General features: G+C 35.4%; 16 protein-coding genes and 1 riboswitch. Of the genes, 14 read left to right on the forward strand and 2 right to left on the reverse strand.

Annotation, left to right across the window (positions count from 1 at the left end):
- The first annotated feature begins 4 nt into the window (after positions 1 to 4).
- Together OLM58_RS09630 and OLM58_RS09635 are read left to right on the forward strand one after the other, a co-directional pair.
- Positions 5 to 2,692, forward strand: a complete 2,688-nt coding sequence (locus tag OLM58_RS09630) for a carboxypeptidase-like regulatory domain-containing protein (protein ID WP_264532112.1) — start codon at positions 5 to 7, stop codon at positions 2,690 to 2,692.
- Positions 2,693 to 2,783: 91 nt separating this feature from the next.
- Positions 2,784 to 5,024: a CDC27 family protein gene (locus OLM58_RS09635; protein ID WP_264532113.1), complete on the forward strand. Its 2,241-nt coding sequence runs from the start codon at positions 2,784 to 2,786 to the stop codon at positions 5,022 to 5,024.
- A 62-nt stretch (positions 5,025 to 5,086) separates the two neighbouring features.
- On the opposite strand, the gene OLM58_RS09640 is transcribed toward OLM58_RS09635, so the two are convergent.
- Positions 5,087 to 6,853, reverse strand: coding sequence for a DUF4153 domain-containing protein (locus OLM58_RS09640; RefSeq protein WP_264532114.1), 1,767 nt, complete (start codon positions 6,851 to 6,853; stop codon positions 5,087 to 5,089).
- A gap of 180 nt (positions 6,854 to 7,033) precedes the next feature.
- Between OLM58_RS09640 and OLM58_RS09645 the strand changes: the two genes are divergently transcribed.
- Positions 7,034 to 8,500, forward strand: a complete 1,467-nt coding sequence (locus tag OLM58_RS09645; RefSeq protein WP_264532115.1) for a M28 family metallopeptidase — start codon at positions 7,034 to 7,036, stop codon at positions 8,498 to 8,500.
- 457 nt (positions 8,501 to 8,957) lie between these two features.
- Here the strand turns inward: OLM58_RS09645 and metK are convergent, their stop codons facing one another.
- The gene (gene metK, locus OLM58_RS09650; protein WP_070905889.1) at positions 8,958 to 10,208 is read right to left on the reverse strand and encodes a methionine adenosyltransferase; all 1,251 of its coding nucleotides are present in this window, start codon (positions 10,206 to 10,208) and stop codon (positions 8,958 to 8,960) included.
- Between the two features lie 534 nt (positions 10,209 to 10,742).
- Here metK and OLM58_RS09655 point away from each other — a divergent pair.
- From OLM58_RS09655 to OLM58_RS09705, 11 genes are all read left to right on the forward strand, one after another.
- Positions 10,743 to 13,589 (forward strand): TonB-dependent receptor plug domain-containing protein, encoded by a 2,847-nt coding sequence (locus OLM58_RS09655; RefSeq protein ID WP_264532116.1) that lies wholly within the window; start codon positions 10,743 to 10,745, stop codon positions 13,587 to 13,589.
- 514 nt (positions 13,590 to 14,103) lie between these two features.
- Entirely contained in the window at positions 14,104 to 14,292 is a 189-nt protein-coding gene (locus OLM58_RS09660) for a hypothetical protein (RefSeq protein ID WP_264532117.1), read from the forward strand.
- Positions 14,293 to 14,360: 68 nt separating this feature from the next.
- Positions 14,361 to 15,665: an O-acetylhomoserine aminocarboxypropyltransferase/cysteine synthase family protein gene (locus OLM58_RS09665; RefSeq protein ID WP_264532118.1), complete on the forward strand. Its 1,305-nt coding sequence runs from the start codon at positions 14,361 to 14,363 to the stop codon at positions 15,663 to 15,665.
- A gap of 185 nt (positions 15,666 to 15,850) precedes the next feature.
- A complete protein-coding gene (locus tag OLM58_RS09670) occupies positions 15,851 to 16,939 on the forward strand; it encodes an aspartate kinase (protein WP_264532119.1) in 1,089 nt (362 codons plus the stop codon).
- Positions 16,940 to 17,542: 603 nt separating this feature from the next.
- Positions 17,543 to 17,743 (forward strand): hypothetical protein, encoded by a 201-nt coding sequence (locus OLM58_RS09675; RefSeq protein ID WP_264532120.1) that lies wholly within the window; start codon positions 17,543 to 17,545, stop codon positions 17,741 to 17,743.
- A 188-nt stretch (positions 17,744 to 17,931) separates the two neighbouring features.
- Positions 17,932 to 18,040: riboswitch (SAM riboswitch) on the forward strand.
- A gap of 77 nt (positions 18,041 to 18,117) precedes the next feature.
- The gene (locus tag OLM58_RS09680) at positions 18,118 to 19,101 is read left to right on the forward strand and encodes an alpha/beta fold hydrolase (protein WP_264532121.1); all 984 of its coding nucleotides are present in this window, start codon (positions 18,118 to 18,120) and stop codon (positions 19,099 to 19,101) included.
- Position 19,102: 1 nt separating this feature from the next.
- On the forward strand, positions 19,103 to 21,517 hold the full coding sequence (gene thrA / locus OLM58_RS09685) for a bifunctional aspartate kinase/homoserine dehydrogenase I (RefSeq protein ID WP_264532122.1): 2,415 nt from the start codon (positions 19,103 to 19,105) through the stop codon (positions 21,515 to 21,517).
- A 215-nt stretch (positions 21,518 to 21,732) separates the two neighbouring features.
- Entirely contained in the window at positions 21,733 to 22,161 is a 429-nt protein-coding gene (locus tag OLM58_RS09690) for an OsmC family protein (protein ID WP_264532123.1), read from the forward strand.
- Between the two features lie 279 nt (positions 22,162 to 22,440).
- Positions 22,441 to 23,613: a trans-sulfuration enzyme family protein gene (locus OLM58_RS09695; RefSeq protein ID WP_026110067.1), complete on the forward strand. Its 1,173-nt coding sequence runs from the start codon at positions 22,441 to 22,443 to the stop codon at positions 23,611 to 23,613.
- Positions 23,614 to 23,681: 68 nt separating this feature from the next.
- Positions 23,682 to 24,215: an alpha/beta hydrolase gene (locus tag OLM58_RS09700; protein WP_264532124.1), complete on the forward strand. Its 534-nt coding sequence runs from the start codon at positions 23,682 to 23,684 to the stop codon at positions 24,213 to 24,215.
- Positions 24,216 to 24,414: 199 nt separating this feature from the next.
- Positions 24,415 to 24,825, forward strand: a complete 411-nt coding sequence (locus OLM58_RS09705; protein ID WP_008466594.1) for an RrF2 family transcriptional regulator — start codon at positions 24,415 to 24,417, stop codon at positions 24,823 to 24,825.
- The last annotated feature ends 73 nt before the right edge of the window (positions 24,826 to 24,898 follow it).

Raw genomic sequence — 24,898 nt, forward strand, 5'->3', positions numbered from 1 at the left:
TCCAATGAAAAATATACTTGTCTTCGTTATTTTATTAATGACGTCTCTTTGTGTTGCCCAAACCGTACGTTTTGATGGTTTTATTCAGGACGAAAAAAAGAATCCATTGGAAATGGCCAATGTGATGGCGGTTAACACAGCTACAAAAGCCATGGATTCGTATGGAATTACCAATGACAAAGGGAAGTTTCAGCTGACATTGAAGCCCAATACTTCTTATTCCATCAAGATAAGTTACCTTGGGATGAAATCAAAAGAAATTGCGATTTCAACTCAAACGGCTAACATCGCCCAGAATATTGTTATGGACGATGCCGGAATTGAATTAGAAGGTGTTGAGATTGTTCGTGAAATGCCGGTGTCGATTAAAGGCGATACCATCGTTTACAATGCGGATTCTTTTAAATCCGGAACCGAAAAAAAGCTGGAAGATGTATTGAAAAAACTGCCGGGTGTTGAGGTAAATGCCGATGGAGAGATTGAAGTAGAAGGCAAAAAGGTCAGTAAGTTAATGGTCGAAGGAAAAGACTTTTTTGATGGGGACACGAAACTTGGGGTTAAAAATATTCCGGCGGATGCTATTGATAAAATTCAGGTTCTGAGAAATTACAATGAAGTCAAGGCATTAAAAGGTCTGGAAAACGATCAGGACAATGTGGCGATGAATATCAAACTTAAGGAAGGTAAAAAGAACTTCTGGTTTGGCGATGTGACCACCGGAATTGGCGTCGCAGAACTTGACAGTCGTTATATCATCAACCCGAAATTGTTTTACTACAGTCCGGAATACAGCATTAATCTGATTACTAATTTTAATAATATTGGAGAATTACCACTCACAGCACAGGATTATTTTAAGTTCACAGGAGGATTTAAAAATATGATGAAAAAAGGAGGGAGTAACTTTAATGTTTCGTCTAATGATTTGGGAATTTCGATTTTGAGAAACAATCGCGCTAAAGAAATTGAAACGAAATTTGGGGCAACAAACTTTGCTTATACCATTACAAAAAAATGGAACATCAGCGGTTTTGGAATATTATCTACTTCGAATACTGATCTCGAAACCAAATCGAAAACGACTATTTTAGATTCCGGAAACGAACAAAAAAGGGACGAATTAACACATCAAAAAAATAATTTGGGACTTTTTAAACTGAGTTCGACTTATAAACCCAACGAAAAATTTCAGTTTGATTACGATATCTTAACCAAATTATCCAAACAAAATGAAGATGGCAATTTGCTGCGCGAATCGGTTGTGGGTAACATTTCGGCTTTGGAAACCATTTTAACCAATAAAAGACAGGATCCAACTTCGGTAAATCAGGATTTGAGTTTGTATTACACTCAGAGCGACAAAAACATCTTTGCTTTCGAAATGCAGCATTTGTATCAGGATGAAAATCCGTTTTACAATGCCAATTTACGCACACAGCCTTTTGATCTGGCAGGTTATATTTCCGGACAAAACAGAAACGACCTGAACCAGGAGCGGTTTGTAAAAACCAATAAAGTCGATGCTAAACTGGATTACTATTATATGGTGACGCCAAAAAGCAACATCAATATTACGCTGGGAAATACATTTTCGTATCAGGATTTTAATTCCCATATTTTTCAGATTTTGGACAATGGAACTAAAAATGATCTGAATGATCCGACGAATAACAATCAGGTACAGTACAATTTTAATGATGCATTTTTGGGATTTCATTATAAAATCCTGGCAGGTAAATTTACATTGACCCCTGGAGTCAGTGTGCATACTTACAACATGAAAAACGCGCAATCAGGAACCGACTATTCGCAAAACTTTATGAAAGTACTGCCTGATTTTTTTGCCTTGTATCAAATTAAAAAATCAGAAACACTTACCTATAATTTCTCTTTATCTAACGATTTCACCGATATCAATCAGTTGGCTTCGGGCTACGTTTTGTCCGATTACAGCAGTTTGTTCAGAGGAAACCGTTATCTGGAGAATGCAACATCGCAGGTACACTCTTTGCGTTATTTCAAATACAATATGTTCAATTTCGAGAATATTTTTGCCAATGCGACTTACACTAAAAAAGTAGATGCCATCAAAACAAAAGCAAATTTTGAAGGGATAAACCAGTCTTCATCACCATATAACTCGAACCTGGCCGATGAAACTTTTACCGGAATGGGGAATTACGGACGTTCTTTCCTTAAAAATTATAAAGCTTCTGCCAATGCAACTTTCAATTGGTCAAAATTCAATAATATTCAGAACAATATTCTGGCTACAACGGAGAGTTTTAGTCAAAGTTATACTGTAAGAGCTTCAACAAATTATAAAAACTTTCCCAATATAGAATTTGGATACAATGCATTAATTAATAAATACAGCGGTTCAACGTTTTATACCGATAAGCCTTTTGCCCGATTGGATTATTACTTTCTGAAAAGCTTTTCGTTTGTTTCGGAATATGAATTTTACCATTATTATAACGGTGATAAAACGGTGGACAACGAGTATGATTTTTTGAGTGCCAGTTTAATTTATCAAAAAAAGGACAGCAAATGGGAGTATAAAATCGCAGCGACGAACCTCTTAAATACAAAGTACCTCAATGATGACAGCTTCTCACAGTTTTCCACAAGGGTTTCACAATACACGGTACAGCCTCGTTACATCATCTTTTCAATGAAATATAATTTATAGTATTTTAAGTACAAATGTTATATTTTTAGTACTCGATTTCAATTACAATACGGTATCTTTGCGCGCGATATTAACAACCAAAATTTTAAACATGCGTAATTTTACATGGAGTTTTTTAATGTTTTTTTGTTTCGTTTTTTCTTCTTTTTCTCAAACAAAAAGTGTTGAAAAAGGGACCTATCTTTCGACGAACAGAGGGCAAAAAGTTAAATTAAATTTATTAGAGAATGGTAAGTACGAATTTATATTGTATTTCGGTGATTACAATGTAAAGGGGGATTCATTACTATTTTCTCAAAATAAGAGTGTTGAAGAAGGTTTTGATCTTTCCTTTATAACGGATAAAAAGGCAAAAAAAATTAAAATAAAGTTTGTAGATCCTTCTTTTTATCCCTTTTATGTAGGAACACAAAAAGGAAGTGAAGCAATTCAGTATAAAAAGCTTTCCGATATCAAGATTGAAACAGATCCGGAGTGGAAAGATCTTGATACAGCATTTGATATTGATAAATGTGATTTTTTATATTTAGCTTTAGAAGGTTATGATACCGAAACCAAACTTTATAAGTATGCACTGCCAAAGGATGTTGCTGAAGTAACCATTAAATACAATTCGCTTACTGAGGGGGATTTAAAAATTTCCGGTCTTTGGGATAAGAAGACCAATCAACTCCGAATTTCAGATAAGGGAGGGAAGAACCCGCTGACTTTTGTAAATGAAAAAGAACAGAAGCCGGAAGCCAAAGAAGTAAAAGTTACCCCTATGGAGAGTCTGAACATTCCTAACTGGACTTATCCGGGGAAAGATCCTGTGGTGGACGCAGATTTTGAAATGACAGTTGATTCTGCCGCTACTGCAGTTGTTGATTCTGCATATGTTCCTGAAATTTATGATTTTAAATTCAAAATTCAAGATAATCTTAAAAGTGCTCTCGCGGCAACTGCAGCCGATAAAACTAAATTCCTGGTTGTGGCAGTTGACACTAAAAACCCTTCTGCAAAAAAGGATTTTGATGCTTTTATTGAAAAACAGGAATCTCTTTTGGGCGTTCATATGGCTACTGCTTATGACGCAGAAAATGATTCTTTTAATTTTTATCTGGCCAATGCCAATGATAAAAAATGGCTGAAGTCAGTTAAAATTACGGATGATAAAAGTTTGATTGTCTTAAATGAGAATGGGGACGTTTTAGCAAGTGCAAAATCTACATTGTCGGAAAAAGAAGCACTTTTTGATGTTTATTCGGATTTTGCGAGAGAACTAAAAAGCGTTGATACTTTCTCTTCACTTGGTAAAGTGTTAAAAAATAAAAAGGCAACGGATGGAGATTTAATTTCCGCATTCCGAAAATCAGTAGTGTCTTATGATTTTGGGAGTTATGATGTAACGTATGCTCAAACCAATGAACCTAATGAGGGAGATTTTAAGTATGCCAGTACCAAGCTGGACATAAAAGAGGCAACACAAGCGTGGAAAAAATTAATTGAACTGCATCAAAAAGATACAAAACCTAATATGTATTTGGTAGAGACAATTTTGAAAGAAATCAAAAATCAGGGATTCTCGAGACAAATTTCAAAAGTAGATAAAGTTTTAAACGATACTGATTTTCTTTCGATCGATTATTTAATCAAACATTATGATGCTATTGATGCGGAGCGTTTAGTATACAATGAAAAAGAAGGAGAGAAACACAGTATAGGAAGTTTAAACCAGGAAATTTCGGGAGCTTTACAGCAAAACAAGAATATCGCAGCAAATGAAGTTTCCGCTGCCGGTAACCAAGACAAAACAATCTCGATCTACAAAAAACTAATTGCGGCCGGAAAAGGAAACTTTGAGACCTATCAGAATTATTTAGCTTATTTAGCTGAAACAGCTGATAAAGATGGTTCTAATGGAGCTTATTTGAAGGAATTCAATGCTTATTTTAATACAAATCTGGGAGATAAAGGAAATGTAATCGAAAGACTGGATCAGATGTTTGGTTCATTAGGGACTGATTCTGAATATGGTTTCAATGGTTGGAACTGGTTTAAAGAATACCACTCTAATCTTTGTAATTCGGCAGCGTGGACAGTAGTATCAAAACCAGGAAATACCGATTTTTTAAAATCAGCAATAGGATGGTCTGAGTACAGCCTTGCCGTTTCAAAGAACAATCCTTATTATTTGGATACCCTGGCACAGTTGTATTATAAAGACGGGCAAAAAAACAAAGCAATCGAGACGCAAATTTTGGCTGCTAAATATCTGAACAGTGAAATTGAAGAGCAAACAGCAGCAGAGATCAGAGAGACTTTAACAAAAATGCAAAACGGAACGTATTAAAATAGAAGTGTTTCGTAAAGTAATACCCCCGACAGTTTCCAGGAACTGTTGGGGGTATTTTTTTATTTTTTTATTTGTACCAGTACGTTTATCATATAACGATTTACGGTTTTCTTATTGTCTTTAATTTTGCCATTGGCGCTGAGGTACGTAATCAGAATTTTATATTTTGAAGTTTGCACTTCCTGCGTTATTTTTTTGCCATAATCCTGATTACGTTTGAAATCAGGAGTTGCATTAATAAAATCAACAATTTTTAACGGAATGCTTTCTTTGTTAATCTCTAAGTTTAATCCGTAATCTTCTACCGTAGAGGTAAGAGAATAGCTTTTATTCTCAATTTTTACACAATCATGACATTCATAAGGGGTGTCACTGGAAAGGTCAACCGAAAAGTCATATCCGTGAATATTCAGCACCTCGTTTTGTTGGTAATAAAAGTAAAACGAATCATTGACTTTTTCTTCCTGGGCGTATGCTGACTGGTATTCATAGCCTAAAGCTTCCATGATTTCATAATCGCTTGGATCTTTCTCTTTTTTAAGCAGTGCTTCCAGCTTGGTTTTGGCATACGGAACCATAATTTCAACCCCATAATTGCGCTCTAAAAATGAAACAATACTGCTTAAATCCTGTTGTTGTTCGAAACTCAGTTTTTTAGCGGTTTTATTTTGCACATAACTTTCAAAACGGGCCAGCTGACTGTATTTTGAAATCGAATTAGCACTTTGCGGTCCTGCTATAGAAAACAAGCCTGCGAGACATAAACTTATCGGAATGAACTTTATTTTAGGATGCTTTTGAATGAGAAAATACCCCACAACAAGGGATAACCATACTGACATTAACAGTACATAATAGCGTTCATGTGTAAAACCATACAGATTGATTCGGTACAAAATGGCCCAAAAAAGCAATACTAATAACGGAATTAATAAAAAATAAAACCATCGATTAAAAGTTCGCATCCAAAGATTAGCCGTTTCGGCAGCAATTGGGTGAACCAATAAAAAAGACAAGATTCCGAAAATAGCAAACACTAAAACGAGATAGGAGACCCAGCCGACTGGAAGTGAAAATGTCAGCAGAATTTTTGCTTCATAACAGATTAAAATCACCAGATAAAGACTGATTAATGGCAGCAACACAAATTGAGTGAAGTTTTTAAGTCCTTTCGGGTAATTCAGAACCAGAGGCGTCTGACTATTGTTAGTATCCGGAACACCGCTTAAAAAGAAAGTGGTATTAAAAACCCCGGCAATCACAAAAAAGACATGCATGTAAATACGATCGTAAAAGTCAATATTAAAAAGTTTGTCAATCGCTAAAATAGCCAATGCCAGACCGGAATAAAGCACAATACTGTACAAACCTGACGTTAAAATTCTCAGGAAAAGCTGTTTGTTAAATTCCCAAAACTCATCCTGATTGTAAGTTCTGGGCAGGAACCCTGCAAACGAAACCAATAAATGAAATACAATATTCAGAACCATAAACTGCTGTATTTCGACATCTGTAGTGTACTTGTGAAAAGTATTGACAAAGAGAAAAACAAGACTTCCTAAGCCAATACTAATGGCAAAACGCAGGAGATTACTTTTTTTCGAAGCCAAAAAAAACAAACTGACAGAGAGAAATAAAACGAGACTCAAAGAGCAACTCATTAAAGCTTTTTCATAGAATTCTTTGTTGGGACTGTTGTAATTTCCTTCGCTAAGAATTATAGCAAAGACAGTTCCTAGAATGGCGGTTAGTATTTCTAAAGGAAACCGAAGAACGGTTTTCAGTGTTGCGTTCAGGACGTTCTGTAACGATGGAAGTTTACTCATTTTTTTATCAGGTATTTTGTACTAAGGAAGGTAAAATGTAAGAGATAAACAAATAAAAATAGTAATGCTAAAAAAAGAATACTGCCATTTTGCCGATTTTGCATTTCGGTAATGTTTAAGAGCCTGAGCCGCTTTTTATTCTCTTTAAATCACTAAGTTTGGAATACTAAATTTAAACGTATGAAAAATAAAATGATGCTCGTTTTGATTGCTTACGGAGGAGTAGTTTTTTCGCAGGCAGTTAAGAAACCTTTAGTTTCAGCAATTACAGATAAAGATTTAAAAACCGATATGTACCAGATGGCCGGAGATCATTTTAACGGTCGTGAGGCAGGAACCTTAGATGAATTAAAAGTATCGATGTGGCTCGCCAATAAAGCTAAAGAAGCCGGAATGACTCCGGCAGGTGATGATGGAACTTATTTTCAGTTTTTTGATTTGTACAGGCATCAGGTGACACCCAATACAAAATTTAAAATTGGACAAAAAGAATATAAACTGTGGAAAGATGTTCTGGTAGCAGAAACGACCAACATTAAAGTAGATGCTCCATTGGTTTATTTAGGTGCAGCCACAAAAGAAGCAATTGAAAAAGCGGATGTCAAAGGAAAGGCAGTTGTATTATTAGCCTCCAAAGAAGGAATAGCAGATGATATTTCGTTATTCGACAGACGTTACCCGGGTTTGGTTCGAAACAAATATTATGATCTTGTGGTAAAAAAGGGTGCAACAGCTCTGATTATGGTTGCCGATGAGTTAGCAGAACAAAGCTGGTCTCAGGTGGAACCACAAATGACAAGAGGAATTTACGGAATTGAAGGTTTTCGAGATAAAATTGGTGCTACAATGCCAGTTTTTTGGGTTCACAATGATCAGTTAGAATATCTAAAAAATACCAAAGATCTTTTATCAACTGAAGTGATTTCAGAAACTTATAAATATCCTTCGGTGAATGTTGTAGGTAAAATTGAAGGAACAGATCCTAAACTGAAAAACGAATATGTTCTTTTTAGCGGACATCAGGATCATGATGGTGTAAGACAAAAATACGGACAGGACTCTATTTACAACGGAGCCGATGATAATGCCAGTACCTGTGTGGCGATGCTGGCCATTGCAAGAGCTTATAAAAAGCAACCTGGAAAAAGAACTTCCTTATTTGTGTTTCATGGTTCAGAAGAGCGAGGTTTATTAGGTTCAAGATGGTATGCTTCGCACACTACAGTTCCTGAAAAAGATATTGTTGCCGTTTTAAACGGAGATATGATCGGAAGAAACAACGTCAATCAGGCGGCTCTTTTAGGTTCCAGTTCTCCTCATGAAAATTCTTCAGATTTAGTCGCAATTGCCAAAAAAGCAAACGATGAAGGGCCTAAATTTGATCTGGACAAACTTTGGGACAGACCGGAACATCCGGAGTATTTTTATTTCCGTTCCGACCACTTACCTTATGCCAGAAGAGGAATTCCTTCTGTTTTTTATACCAGTGTTTTGCACAGTCAGTACCATACACCAATGGATGAGTCTGAAAACATTGACTTTGTAAAATTGCACAAAATGACCGAATGGATGTATCGCACAGGCTGGATTTTATCGAATGATGCAGGGCGTCCTAAAACATTGCCCAACGTACAATTAGAACGATAGGAAATAGTGGTTTGCGTTGAATTTTAGACGCGGATGACGCGGATTCGCTATTGCGAAAACGCGGATAAAAACGGATTTTTCTGCTGTTTTTTTCTAGGAAGTAATTTAAAAACATGGTTATACAATTTGTATCATAGTCCAATCCGGAAATAGGCATAACAAAAAAAGGCTTTCTGAAATTTCAGAAAGCCTTTTTTTATTGTCAACTAAATTCGATAGTTTTCAAATATTAAATCCGTTTTTATCCGCGTTTTTACGAAGTAAATCTGCGTCATCTGTGTTGAGATGAAATGTTGATTTTGTCGAATGATGCAGGTTGTCAGCTATTAAAACATAAAAAAACCGATTTCTATTTTTAGAAATCGGTTTTTTTTATATTTAAGAATAAATAGTTATTGTCTGACAATCTAAAAATTCAAGCTAGTCTAATAATCTATTTAGTCTAATAATCTAAGATCTATAATCCGAAAGCAGCTTTTACCTGGTCAACGAAATCAAGTTTTTCCCAAGTAAACAATTCAACAGTAACTGTTTTTTCGTTTCCACCAGGAGCAGAGAAAGTTTTAGTTACAGTTTCCGGTTTACGTCCCATGTGTCCGTAAGCAGCAGTTTCACTGTAAATAGGGTTTCTCAATTTCAAACGCTGCTCGATAAAGTAAGGACGCATATCGAAGATAGCTTCTACTTTTTTAGCGATTTCACCGTTAGTTAAGTTTACTTTAGAAGTTCCGTAAGTATCAATAAAAATACCCATTGGCTCAGCAACTCCAATTGCGTAAGAAACCTGTACTAAAATCTCATCAGCAATACCTGCTGCTACTAAGTTTTTAGCGATATGACGTGTTGCATAAGCCGCACTTCTGTCTACTTTACTTGGATCTTTTCCTGAGAATGCACCACCACCGTGAGCACCTTTTCCACCGTAAGTATCCACAATAATTTTTCTTCCTGTTAAACCGGTATCTCCGTGAGGTCCTCCAATAACGAATTTCCCAGTTGGATTGATATGGTAGTTGATCTTATCGTTGAATAAATGCGCGTGAGCAGGGTTTTTAGCAATGATTCTTGGAATCAAAATTTCGATAATATCTTTTTTGATTTTAGCAAGCATTGCCGCTTCTTCATCAAAATCGTCGTGTTGAGTTGAGATTACAATTGCATCAATACGAGTTGGTTTATTATCGTCACTGTACTCTAAAGTTACCTGTGATTTTGCATCAGGACGTAAATAAGTGATTTCTTTATTTTCACGTCTTAAAATAGCTAACTCCTGTAATAATTTATGAGACAGGTCAAGTGCCAATGGCATGAAGTTTTCAGTTTCGTTAGTTGCATAACCAAACATCATTCCCTGGTCTCCGGCACCTTGCTCTTCCGGCTTAGCTCTGTCAACCCCTTGATTAATATCTGCTGATTGCTCATGAATTGCTGAAAGAATCCCGCAAGAATTTGCCTCAAACATATATTCGCTTTTAGTATATCCAATTTTACGGATTACTTCGCGGGCAATTTGCTGCACATCAAGATAAGTATTCGATTTTACTTCACCAGCTAAAATTACCTGACCTGTAGTAACCAGAGTTTCACAAGCTACTTTTGAGTCAGCATCAAATGCCAAAAAATTATCAATTAATGCATCCGAAATTTGATCTGCAACTTTGTCTGGATGCCCTTCACTAACAGATTCTGACGTAAATAAATAAGCCATAATAATGTATTAAATTAAAATTAAGCGAGAAAAAATAATTGCTAAAAAGGGCTAAAGGAGAATTTCTGCTTTAGCATTTTTTTACTACCGAAATTAATGTTTCAGTACCCATAACGAACCGTTTCATTATGAAGAGGTTGCAATCAGTTCAAATTTTTCCTCTGTATTCGCGTGCAAAGGTATAAAACCATTTTGATTTGCAAATTAAACTTTTCATTTTTTTGATTTTAGAAGCAGAAATTTAACATATCATACTATTTTGATAGGGTAATAGAAATTATTTTGGTTTTTGTTTGGTCGATTAAAAAATAGTTCGCAAATTTGCCCCATCAAAATAAAACAAAAGATGAAATTAACGATTTGCAATATGTCATGTATGATGCCGGAGCCTTCCGCAGAGACACTGTTGTAGTTTTTTTTAAGAAATATACATATAGAACCTCTGCCGCTCGCAGGGGTTTTTTTGTTCCAAAAAGAATCCGGATTGTAAATCACTTTTTAAGTCAGAAAACAATATAAAACCAGAAAAAAGTAATGAAAAAGAATGTAGTATTAGCTTTGAGTCTTTTGACCTTTTCAGGCATTTATGCACAGGAGAATAAAAAAGAACAGGACAGCTTAAAGAATAATGAATTGACTGAAGTGACCATTGTAGGGTCGCGCAGTAAAAACAGAGTAAAAACAGATGTGCCAGTACCGGTTGATGTTTTTAATATTTCGGAAATAACAAAAGGAGCGCCGCAAACCAGCGTAACTCAAATTTTAAATTATGTGGCACCTTCTTTTACGAGTAACGCAACTTCTACAGCAGATGCGACAGATCACGTTGATCCTGCACAGTTAAGAGGTTTAGGACCGGATCAGGTTTTGATTTTGGTAAACGGAAAACGAAGACATACAAGTTCATTAGTCAACATTAACGGTTCGCCGGGAAGAGGATCTGTAGGAACCGATTTAAATGCCATACCTTCATTTGCTATTGAAAGAATCGAGGTTTTGCGTGACGGTGCAGCGGCTCAGTACGGTTCGGACGCTATTGCAGGAGTTATTAATATCGTATTGAAAAAGAATGCTAATTATCTTTCAGGAGGTATACAGTATGGTACTAATTTATCGTCGGGATCCAATAATTTTAAAGGAGGAGCTGATGGTCAGAATCTGCAAGTTGATTTAAATTACGGAACTTCTTTAGGTAAAGCAGGGAGTTTTCTTAATGTTACCGGTAGTGCTGTGACCAGACAGGCAACAAGCCGCGCAGGAATTAGAAGTAATGCTATTTTTAACGCTTACAATGCTGTCGAGAACAGAGCAGCTCAGGACGGTGTGAACATTAATTCATTTTTCAGTAATATTAACAACACCTCAAATTCAGCACAAATTTTGAGTTCGCTGAAACAGTATGCACCACAGGTGGGCTACTTTACACCGGTACAGCAAAATGCTATCGCTTCGGCTGGTACTATTGCCCAAATGCAAACCGCTTTGAATTTTGATGTAACCAATAATGAATTGGCGTACAGAGGACAGGAAAGAAGTGACTATAATATGAGTGTAGGTCAGTCTGAATTAGCATCTGGACAATTATATTACAATACAAAGTATCCGTTAACTGAAACGACTTCATTGTATTCATTTGGAGGTTTGTCTTATAGAAATGGTAGATCGTATGCTTTTAACAGACTTCCAAACGGTTCAGGAACTTTTACACAGGTATATCAAAATGGATTTTTACCGGAAATAGAATCTTCGATCTTAGATGCTTCTGCGGCAGTTGGAGCTACGACAGAATTATTCGGTTTTGACACCGATATCAGTACAAACCTCGGAACAAACTCTTTTAAATATGATGTGAACAATACTATTAATGCTACTTTGGGAACCAATTCGGCGTCGAGTTTTTATGCTGGTAAAGTTTCGTTTTTGCAAAGTACAACCAATCTGGATTTAAGTAAAAAATACGATGTTTTAAACGGATTGAATGTTGCCTTTGGTGGAGAATTCAGATATGAAAATTATCAGATTCAACAGGGAGAAGAAGCTTCTTACGGATTGTACGATACCAACGGAAATTTGGTTCCTGGAATTTTACCAAGCAATTCACCTTTAATCGTAACCGACTTTTTCGGGAATAAGCGTGGAGCCGGAGCACAAGGATTCTCAGGGTTTCAGCCTTCAGATGCTAAAATTAAAGATAGAAAAAGTGGTGCGGCTTATGTAGATTTAGAATTAAATGCAACAGAAAACTGGCTTCTAAACGGAGCAGCGCGTTACGAGAACTATTCTGATTTTGGAAGTACCGTTACCTTTAAACTGGCGTCTCTTTTGAAATTAACAGACAATATCAACTGGAGGATTTCAGGACAAACAGGTTTTAGAGCACCTTCCTTACAGCAGAAATATTTTGAAAGCAGTTCAACTCAGTTCATAAACGGTTCACCTTATCAGGTTGGATATTTTACAAATGATTCACAGGCTGCCAAAAGTATTGGGGTTGAAAATTTAAAACCGGAGAAATCAAAAAGTATCAGTACAGGGTTTACTTTCAAGATTCCTGAAGCAAACATTACCATTGCAACAGATGCTTATTTTACCAGAATCGACGACAGAGTGGTATTAACCGGGCAGTATGCAAGACCAACAGATGCACAGATCAATGCAGCAACATCTCCGGAACAAAAAGATGCCTTAACTTTATTTCAACAGGCGTTTGATTTAAAAGGTGTGGAAAGAGCTTCGTTCTGGACCAACGGAATCAACTCTGAAACAAAAGGTATTGATGTTGTAATTTCACATAAATACAATGTTATTCCGGATTTCACGATCAGAAATGATTTTGCGTTGAGCTACAATACCACCAAAAGAGTAGGAGAATTAAATGTTCCTCAATCGATCATCAATGCAGGTGGAGAGCCTTTTAAGTATTCATTCTTTCCGGAGTCAAGCCGAATTTATTTAGAAGAAGCTATTCCAAAATTGAAAGCCAATTTGATGACTACCTTTAGTATTAAAAAACTGGACATTTATTTAAGAAACAGTTATTTCGGAGCAGTGACAGACCCAGGAGCAACGGATGTAAATTTAGACGGATCATCTTCTGTTTACGAACATCCTGAATACAGCGCTAAATTGGTTACCGATTTGTCTTTTGGATATCAAATTAATGAGAAATTCAGATTCACCGTTGGGTTTAATAATATAGGAGATGTTTATCCGGACCGAAATAATCCTGCAACACCAGCCTTTACCAATACAACGCCAACCTTATCGCCTGCGCCAAGTACAGATTTAAGCAACGCCAATCAGTTTGCTTATTCCAGAGCAGTATCACAATTTGGATTAAACGGAAGATTTGGTTTTGCACGTTTAAGTTTCAAATTCTAAAATGTAACAATTGAGATTGGCCACAGATTATATTGATTAAACGGATTAACACAGTTTTGTTTTATTCTTTGATTTGTGGCTAATTTTTTTAACAGATACGGATGATTCTATGGCGCGTAGCTTCGGTAGTAAGCTGAACAAGGAAATAAAAACCTGCGTTAATCCGTTTAATACGTGATGTCTGAGGCTGTTTTTTCTAGCGTAAGACCTGTATTTACAAGGAGTAATAAAAATTTTACATTAAATATTGATATTTAATTTGGTAGTTAAGAAAATACTTATTACATTTACTCTATAGAATTAGTCGAATTAAAAAATACATTAATTTTAAATCAAATAAAAATGAAAACAATAGCAAATAGTATGATGATGTGTTGTGAGATGATGCAAATGTGCATCCCAAATTGCTATTACCAAAAGTGAAAGAGTGAATCTTTGTTATAGTTAGAACTATAAGCCCTTTTGGTCGCCATCCGAAAGGGCTTTTTTTAATTCTGAAACTAAAACGAATATCATGAAAACACTACATATTATATTAAGAGAGATTGTATACCGATTGAAAACAGATTTTAAACGATTTGTAGGTATACTTAAAAACAAAAAAGCAAATGCAGTTAAAATAAAAGGAGAGCTGTATTCGAGTGAATCAAACTCCCTGCTTTTTCAAATGTATTTACACGAAGAAGAAGATCTTTTTATATGAGATGAAAAACGACTTAAAAAATTAATAATAAACCAAAAGCTATTAACAATATCTAAAACTAAGAAATCATGAGCACACAAAAATTTGCCACAAACGCACTACACGCAGGACACGACGTTACTAAAAATGCAGGAACCAGAGCAGTTCCAATTTATCAGACATCCTCGTATGTTTTTAACAATTCAGATCACGCAGCCAAATTGTTTGGTCTTGCCGAAGCCGGATTTATTTACACCCGATTAAATAACCCTACAAACGATGTTTTAGAACAGCGTCTTGCAGCGCTTGAAGGCGGAATTGGAGCAGTAGTTACAGCCTCAGGAGCCTCTGCAATTTCCACATCTTTATTGACTTTGCTAAAAGCAGGAGATCATATTGTGGCTTCTAATAGTTTGTACGGAGGGACGTATAATTTATTGAGCGTAACTTTACCGCGTTTAGGGATCACAACTACCTTTGTAGATCCTTCAAAACCCGAAAATTTCACTAAAGCTGCCAAAGAAAACACCCGGGCATTTTTTGTTGAATCTTTAGGGAACCCCAAATTAGATGTGCTCGATCTGAAAGCGATTGCAGTGGAGGCTAAAAAGTTTAAAGTTCCTTTTATTGTAGACAATACAGTAGCTACTCCTTATTTATTAAATCCAATTGAATACGGAGCAGATATTGTCATTCACTCCCTTACCAAATATATTTCAGGAAACGGAACCTCATTAGGAGGAGCCATTATCGACGCCGGAACTTTTGACTGGGCGAATGGTAAATTTCCTGAGTTCACAGAGCCTTCACCGGGTTATCATGGCTTAGTGTATCATGAAGCTTTAGGAAATGCAGCTTTCATTGCTAAAGCAAGAATCGAAGGATTACGTGATTTTGGAGCAGCTTTGAGTCCGTTTAATGCTTTTCAGATCATTCAGGGACTAGAGACTTTACCAATTCGAATTCAAAAACATAGCGAAAATGCTTTGGCTTTGGCTTCCTGGCTAGAAAAACAGGAAGAAGTAGCCTGGGTGAACTATCCGGGCTTAAAAACCAATAAATATTATGACCTGTCACAGCAGTACTTGCCAAAAGGGCAAAGTGGTGTCGTTACCTTTGGATTAAAAGGAGGTTTTGAAGCAGCCAAAAAAGTGGTAGATGAAACCAAACTTTTCTCGCTTCTGGCCAACATTGGTGATACAAAGTCATTAATCATTCATCCGGCAAGTACAACGCATCAGCAATTGTCTGATGCCGAACAATTAGAAACGGGAGTTTCAAAAGATCTGGTTCGACTTTCTGTTGGATTGGAAGATATAGAAGATTTAATTGCTGACTTGCAAACTGTTTTTGCAAGCGTGACCGAGTCACAATACAGCATTAATAAAAACTAGGTTTTTTTGTTTTTTGTTTGAAAAATTGCCTTTAGCAGCGTGAGTTCTGCTAGAGGTGATTTTTTATAAAAAGCAAATCAGTATAAAAGTTTTAAACCTTATAGGTGTTGAGGTTTAATGTAGAGTTAGAGTGCTACAGTGTACTTAAAATAGGTATAAGGTTTAAAAAATAAAAAAGTAAAATTATGTCAAAGCTTAAAATAAATATCATCCTTTTTGGAATTGGAAATATAGGGAGTACTTTGATCAATCAAATTATTGAAAGTCAGGAGTTTTTTCTCAAAAGTAAGAATATCGATTTTCACTTTCCGATTATCACCAATTCAACTGTTGCTTTTTTCGAGAAAGAAGGCGTAGGATATGCTTGGGAAACCAATTTTCTGGAATTGGCCGTTCCTTTTAAGGTGCAGGATATTATTGAATTTGCCAAAGAAAATGAATTTGAAAATTTAATCGCTGTAGATGCCACTGCGAGCGATGAATTAATACATCACTACAACACATTAATCGAAAACGGGTTTAATATTGTAGCGGTAAATAAAAAAGCCAACACGTTACCGATTGATTTGTACAAAGAGATCAGGTCAAACCTTAAAAAGTACGACAAAGAGTTTTTGTATGAAACCTCAGTAGACACCGGATTCCCGGTTTTACAAACTTTGAGAGACTTGTATTATTCAGGCGAAAAAATCACAAAGATTCGTGGTGTTTTTTCAGATAATCTGAGTTATGTTTTTAATCGCTTTGCTGCCGAAGAAACAACCTTCTCTTCTTTATTAAAAGATGCAAGTTTACTCGGTTTAATGCGTTCCACCTTTAAAGAGGATTTATCCGGAAATGATACAGCCCGAAAATTACTGATTCTCACGAGAGAAATTGGAAAAGATTTTGAGCTGTCAGATATAAAAATTAATTCCCTTATCAATGAAGAGCATCTGGAACAAAACGGCATTCTGAATAAAGAAGCAATTGATCGATCGTTTAAGATCGCTAAAATTAGTCAGGCGGATGATCATGTACTGCGATACGTGGGCGAATTTGATGTTCTAAAAAATACATTAGAGGTCAAACTGGTTTCAGAACCTATTACTTCAGCAATAGGTCAGTTGAAAGGATCAGATACCATTTTCGAAATTTATACACAATCGTATGCAGCTGTTCCAATTGTGATTCAAAGTGCTTCGGCCTGTAAGCAAGCCATTTCAAGGGGTGTAATTACAGATATTTTAAAAGTAGCCGAAAAGATCAAAAATAAAGAAGCAGTCTGGTTGTAAGTGGTTTCGAAATACTAGTAAGTTGTTCTTTGATATAATGAAACAGGAAAGTTTTTTAAGTTATTTTTTGTAAGATTTATCTTTTAAATATTGATATGTTAATTTTGTAAGATGTTTTTTAACCTAAAAAGGTCGCTTTTTAACGTTTTTTGGGATTAATTTATTGAGAGTCACTTGCATAATTGATAAAATATTCGCAAATTTGTAAGACTTCAAAGCTAAAGAAGAAATAATTTAGTATTCTGAATGAAAGTTACCTCAATTGAAGCAAAAGTTTTGTCCTCTGTTGATTTAAAAAAGAATAAATTAGAAATATTTCTAAAGTTTAAAGAAGTTTATTAAAATAGAAAAAATGCAAGAATTTTTTAAAATAGCAATTAAGTCCCAAATGAATAAGTCCCTACAGATGAACAAGATGTTTAACGTCGCACGTATTTGTGTATGCGTCTGTTGATACTAAAAGTATATATAAGTTGTAAAAAACTTGAACCCTTTTGGTATTAAAAATCCAAAAGGGTTTTTTTATTCCATTTGGTTACGATAACAAAGAAATAAACATAAAATAAAGATAATAACACGCAAACTAACATAAACTTAAATGTCATGAGCACAATAAACTACCTAACAAAGACTTTTTCAACATTGAAAAACATCAGAGCTAAAAGAAACAATGCACCGCCAACAAATGAATTGACCGATTCAAGATTCGGGGTGACTGAAACAAATAAAAAAACGGAGAAAAAAAATCCGGATTCATTATTATTTTTGATGTATTCAAAAGAAAATGAAACGCTTTTTATTTAAATCTAAAAGCATCATAAAATAGAGGGAAACCTGCTTAATTTTACTGGGCAAATTGTTCGGTAATTTTTTGCGTACACTAGTTTTTGTTTGAATTATGTTTAAGAAATTGAGGAATCAGTTTCGATAAAATTTGTTTGTTTGAGAAATTAGTAGTTAATTTGCACCTTTAAGTTCAAAAACGTATTGAAATGTTATAAAGAAAGGACGAGGGATTAGACCCGATGAATCCTTAGCAACCCTTCGTTAAATCGAAGAAGGTGCTGCATTCTACCACGCCTAAACGTGGAAAGATAACAACAAGAAATTTTCTGGTTTCACTCTAGACTTTCTTTCTAATATTTCCACATACAAATCAAAATTAAATAGATTTGAAATTGGAAAATATACCAAGTCCCATTATAATTCAGGAATTCATCACCGAAAGTGGTGTGTCCTACTCATCATTACCCTTAAGTTTTACACTTTCCGGTTTACCATTGTATAGTGCGCCTATTGTTCTCGTTAATCATGCTTTGACAGGGAATGCAGAGGTCACCGGAGCAAACGGCTGGTGGAATGACCTTATTGGGGAAGAGAAAACAATCGATACTCATAAATTTACTGTACTGGCTTTTAATGTGCCGGGAAATGGGAATGATTCCTTTATCATCGAAAATTACCAGGATTTCACTACCAGAGATATTGCCCGTATTTTTATAAAAGGTTTAGAACTTCTAAATATTAGCCAACTTCACACCATTATTGGTGGTTCTGTTGGAGGAGGCATCGCATGGGAAATCCTTGCATTAGAACCTAATATTACTCAAAACCTAATTCCTATCGCAACGGATTGGAAGTCGACCGACTGGATGATCGCCAATTGCTATTTACAAGAGCAAATTTTGAACAATTCTTCAAAACCTATCGAAGATGCCAGAATTCATGCTATGTTGTGTTACAGGTCTCCGGAATCATTCAAAGAGAAATTTCAACGTACCATTAATGCCAATCGTCCTGTTTTTAATATCGAAAGCTGGCTGGCACATCACGGCGAAAAACTGCAAAAAAGATACCAATTGGCTTCTTATAAACTCATGAACCAATTGCTAAAAACCATAGACATCACCAGAAACAGAGAAGATTTCGAGACTTTGTTATCTAAAACAGACGCCGCGATTCACATTATCGGAATCAATTCGGATTTGTTTTTTATACCCAAAGAAAATCGGGAGACTTATCAGGAATTAAAAAAGTTCAAAGACAATGTTTTTTACAGCGAAATAGATTCTGTTCACGGACATGACGCTTTTTTAATCGAGTACAAACAATTAGATCATTTACTTGCCGATATTTTTAAGGCAGAAACAATAGAAAAATAAAATGAAAATATTAAAATTTGGCGGTAAATCGTTATCAAACGGAGAAGGACTTAATAAAGTAGTTTCAATTATTACGGATAAAGTACAGCAGAATGAAAAAATAGCTGTTGTGGTTTCGGCCCGCGGAAATGCAACAGACGAGTTAGAGTACATTTTAAAAATTGCTGCGAAAAATGGGGATTATAAACCATTATTTGAAAATTTTAAAGCGTATCAGGTTTCAGATTATCCTCAGGTTGATTTATCTGAAGAATTTAATGTGCTCGAGAAACTTTTTGAAGGAGTAAGTCTGATTGGTGATTACAGCAATAAAATTAAAGATCAGATTTTATCAAAAGGAGAATTACTTTCGGCTAAATTGCTGACAGCTATTCTAATCGGAAAAGGAGTTCCGGCAAATTTTGTCGATTCAAGAGAATTGTTGAAAACCGATTCTAAATTTGGTGATGCACAGCCTTTGGAACAGCTTTCTAAGAAAAATGTGATCAATTATTTTAAAGAACACAACGGTTCAACAGTTAACATCGTAACTGGTTTTATTGGATCTAACAATAACAACGATACAACCACTTTAGGAAGAAACGGAAGTAACTATACCGCGTCGCTAATTGCAAACTACCTGAATGCCGAAGAATTGCAGAATTTTACGCATGTTGACGGAATTTACACCGCAAACCCTGATTTGGTTGCCGATGCTAAAAAGATAGAATTCCTGTCGTTTAATGAGGCGAACGAATTAGCCAATTTTGGCGCTACCATTTTGCATGCTAAGACTATTATTCCATTATTGGAAAAAAATATCCCGCTTCGTATTTTAAATACTTTTAATCATGAAAATCGCGGGACTTTAATTACCTCTGATTCAGCTAAAGAAGGAATAAAAACACTTTCTGTTTTAGAGAATGTGTCTTTGGTGAATCTGGAAGGCCGCGGATTACTTGGGAAAGCAGGTGTAGATGCCCGAATTTTTAAAGTAATGGGCGATCACAACATCAGTGTGAGTATTATTTCGCAAGGTTCTTCAGAGCGAGGTATTGGTCTTGTGGTGGCGACCGACAAGGCTACATTGGCAATGGTTGAATTAGAAAAAGAGTTCGAAAATGACTTCTATTCTAAAGATGTAAATCAAATTACGGTAACCGATAATGTTTCGGTAATTTCGATTATCGGTCAGGATTTGAGTACTTTTCATAAACCATACACGGCATTAATTAAAAATAAAATTGTTCCAATTTTGTTCAATAACACCGTTACGGGTAAAAACGTGAGTTTGGTTGTTAAAAAATCTGAACTACATAAAGCCTTGAACGTAATTCACGGAGAGATTTTTGGAGTTTCCAAAAAAATCAATATTGCGATTATTGGTCACGGATTAGTGGGAGGAACTTTAATCAATCAGATTTTAGAATCGACTGACGCTATCGAGAAAAGAAAAGATGTGAGACTGAATGTTTTTGCAATTGCCAATTCTAAAAAAGTACTTTTAGATAAAAACGGAGTAAGTTCGAACTGGAAAACAGACATTGAAAAGGAAGGACTTGCCTATACCATTCAGGATATTATTGCTTATGCGAATCAGCATCATTTAGAAAACCTGATTGCGATTGATAACACCGCCAGTGCAAAATTTGTTGAGAATTATATTCCGCTGGTGGAGAGCAGTTTTGATTTAATCTCTTCTAACAAAGTAGCCAATACACTCAGTTACGGCTTTTACAAAGAATTGAGAAAATCTTTAGCCGAAAATCAGAAGAATTATTTATACGAAACCAATGTTGGTGCCGGATTGCCATTAATTGATACGATTAAATTATTACACCTTTCAGGAGAAAACATCACAAAGATAAAAGGGGTATTCTCCGGAACACTAAGTTATTTATTCAATAATTTTTCGGCAAAAGATGTTCCGTTTAGTGAGATTTTGCAGGAAGCAATTGATAACGGATACACAGAACCGGATCCTCGTGAGGATTTATGCGGAAATGATGTGGGAAGAAAATTATTGATTCTGGCAAGAGAATTAGACTTGCAGAATGAATTTGAAGAAATCTCGATTCAGAATTTAATTCCGGAACATTTGCGTGAAGGCAACGTTGGAGATTTCTTAACGAAATTGAAAGAGTTCGATCCAATTTATGAAAAAATCAAAGCCGATCAAAAGCCAAATCACGTATTGAGATACATTGGTGAATTGTCAGGAGATTTACAAAACGATAAAGGGATTTTGGAAGTAAAGCTAGTTTCCGTGCCTTCTGACACCGCTTTGGGCGGATTAAAAGGATCTGATTCTTTCTTCGAAATTTATACCGAATCTTACGGAGACCGTCCAATCGTAATCCAGGGAGCTGGTGCAGGCTCTGCGGTAACAGCGAGAGGAGTGTTTGGTGATATTTTGAGATTATCAGATAAAGGGTAAGGGGTTTTAAATTTTAAATTGCAGATTTTAGATTTTGGATTTCTGATTTGTCATTTTGACGTAAGGAGACTTGAGCGATAGCGAACAGACGAAGTAAATCACACAAGGAACTCCGCAACGAAGAATTCTAATCTTTGTCAACAATCTAATGTGATTTTTCCTTACGTCGAAAGGATAAGATTGCAAAGAATAAAAAATAAAAAAATAACAACACAATGAAAGTAACTTTGAACAGAGTAAATGACGCGTTTCATTTTAAACTTAAAAACGAACGTGGTCATGTAGTGGATGTTGACAGCAGAGCCGAATTTGGCGGAAGCGATTTAGGTGCAAGTCCAATGGAATTAGTATTAATGGGGGTTGCGGGATGCAGCGCCATTGATATGATTTCGATCTTAAAAAAACAACGTCAGGAAATCACTTCATTTAATGCTGAGGTAGAAGGAGAGCGTGTGCAAGTTGGTGAAGCAAAACCTTTTAAAGAAATCTATGTGGTTTTTTATTTAGAAGGAGACATTAACCCTGAAAAAGCACAACGTGCAGCCCAGCTTTCTTTTGAGAAATATTGCTCGGTTTCTAAAACAATTGAGCCAACTGCTACTATAAAATATAAAGTGGTTCTGAACAACGAAGAATTAAAATAATTAGATAATTAGTCAATTAGATAATTTTTTGATTTTTAATCACACAATGAAAATTCATATTAAACTCCAGGCGAAACACTGCGTTTTGCTTTGTGAATCTTTGTGAAATTTTATAAAAAGCGAATTTGTGCTAATCGGTGCAATTCGTGTTTTAGTCAATTTGAGAATTAGATAATTTTCGAAATGAATATTAATTAATAACGCTATACCGTTTAAATTTTAAGTTTTTGTTTTAAACAATGCCGAAACTTGAAACTTGAAACAAGAAAAACAAAAAAAATGAACACAGAAGAATTTGGTTTTGAAACCCAGGCCATTAGAACGCAATTAGAAAGAAGTCAGTATCTAGAGCATTCGGTGCCATTATACTTATCATCAAGTTTTGTATTTGAAGATGCCGAAGACATGAGAGCTTCTTTTACAGAAGAAAAAGAAAGAAACATTTACAGCCGTTTCAGCAATCCGAATACCACAGAGTTTGTGGACAAAATTTGTAAAATGGAAGGCGCAGAGGCAGGCTATGCTTTTGCAACCGGAATGGCAGCGGTATATTCTACTTTTGCGGCCTTATTAAATTCAGGAGATCATATCGTGTCTGCGAGCAGTGTTTTTGGCTCGACACATGCTTTGTTTATGACGTATTTTCCAAAATGGAATATCGAAACTTCTTATTTTGATATTAGCAAGCCGGAAACCATTGAAGGATTTATTAAACCGAATACAAAAATTTTATACGCAGAGTCGCCTACAAATCCGGGTGTTGATGTGATCGATTTACAATTGTTAGGTGATCTTGCTAAAAAACACAACCTGATTTTAATTATCGATAACTGTTTTGCCACGCCTTACCTTCAACAACCTATAAAGTTTGGAGCGCATCTGGTCGTACATTCAGCAACTAAATTGATTGACGGTCAGGGAAGAGTTTTAGGCGGAGTTACGGTTGGAAGCGAAGATTTAATCAGACAGATTTACTTGTTCTCCAGAAATACAGGACCGGCTTTGTCTCCGTTTAATGCATGGGTTTTGTCAAAAAGTTTAGAGACATTGGCAGTTCGCGTTGAAAAACACTGTGAAAATGCTTTAAAAGTAGCAGAGTTTTTAGAGGCACATCCAAATGTGAATAGTATAAAATATCCATTCCTGAAATCACATCCACAATATGAAATTGCCAAAAAGCAAATGAAATTGGGTGGAAATATTATCGCTTTTGAAATTAAAGGCGGAATTGAAGCAGGAAGAAAATTTTTAGATAAAATAAAACTTTGCTCGCTATCTGCAAATATTGGCGATACGAGATCGATTGTGACGCATCCTGCTTCAACAACACACAGTAAGCTGTCTGAAGAAGATCAGCTGGCAGTCGGAATTACACAAGGTCTTGTGCGTGTTTCTGTAGGTTTAGAAACCGTAGAAGATGTAATTGCTGATTTGAAACAAGCGCTTTCTTAAGATAATTTTAGATTTCTGATTTTAGATATTAGATTTTATGCTGATATCTAAAATCTTATCTTTACACTATGATAAAACCAAGATTACTTATTTTATCAGATTTATTTGGAGGTAAAGATCCGGAGTGGATAAAAATCTATTCAGAATTATTAAGGTCTGAATTTGAGATTCAGTATTATGATGTTCTGGAATTGGCTGATATTAATTCTGATAACCTTATTGAAAGCGATATTCATAATCAATTTTTAAACGGCGGTATTGATCGTGCAGTTCAAAAAATACTTCAATTAGAAACAGAAAAAATAGTTGTTTTAGGATTTAGCATTGGAGGAACTATTGGTTGGAAAGCTTCTTTGCGAGGATTAAATACTACTCATCTGTTTGCTGTTTCGTCAACAAGATTAAGATACGAAGCTGAAGTTCCAAATTGTGGTATAAAATTATACTTTGGAGAAGAAGATCCAAACAAACCGGACTCACAATGGTTTTTTGAATTGAATGTGGTCCATAAAATGATTAAAAAAGAGAATCATCAGCTATACAGAACGGAAAATAATGCGTCCTTGGTTTGCAATGATATTTTGAAAATTTTATTAAGATGACGGCTTTTAACGAAAAAAAAACAGTTAAAGGCCGTTTTTTATTGGGTTTTATTTAAACTATACTGATTTAGTAGAATTTAAATTTTTGTTCTATTACTATTCTCATTTAAAAAGTTTATTTTTGTGGCAGAAAAACAAGACGATTGTTGTTTTGGGTCAGAGGCCTAAAATTGGCAATAGCAATTAAAATAGATATAACGTGCTTTCAAAGAAAACTAAATACGGAATCAAAGCTTTAACTTACCTGGCCAGACGTGAAAACAATGAGCCGGTACAAATTGCTGAAATTGCGAAAAGTGAACATATTTCGATTAAATTTTTGGAAAGTATTTTGCTGTTGCTTAGAAACTCAGGATTTCTGGGGGCTAAAAAAGGAAAAGGCGGAGGTTATTATCTGATAAAAGACCCAAAAGACATTAGTATGGCCAAAGTCTATCGCATTCTCGAAGGGCCTATTGCATTGCTTCCCTGTGCAAGTCATAATTTTTACGAAAGATGTGATGATTGTGATGATGAATCTACCTGTGCTGCAAGACGTTTAATGACCGAAGTGAGAGATAATACACTTAAAATTCTGGAGAGTAACTCGTTAGCAGATATTGCATTTTAAGCAGATCTCTATTCTGGGATTTCCTATAAAAAAGACCATTTCAATATTTTTAATGAAATGGTCTTTTCTTTTT

Origin of the sequence: Flavobacterium sp. N502540 (assembly GCF_025947365.1) — a bacterium.
In the GTDB taxonomy this organism is placed as follows: domain Bacteria; phylum Bacteroidota; class Bacteroidia; order Flavobacteriales; family Flavobacteriaceae; genus Flavobacterium.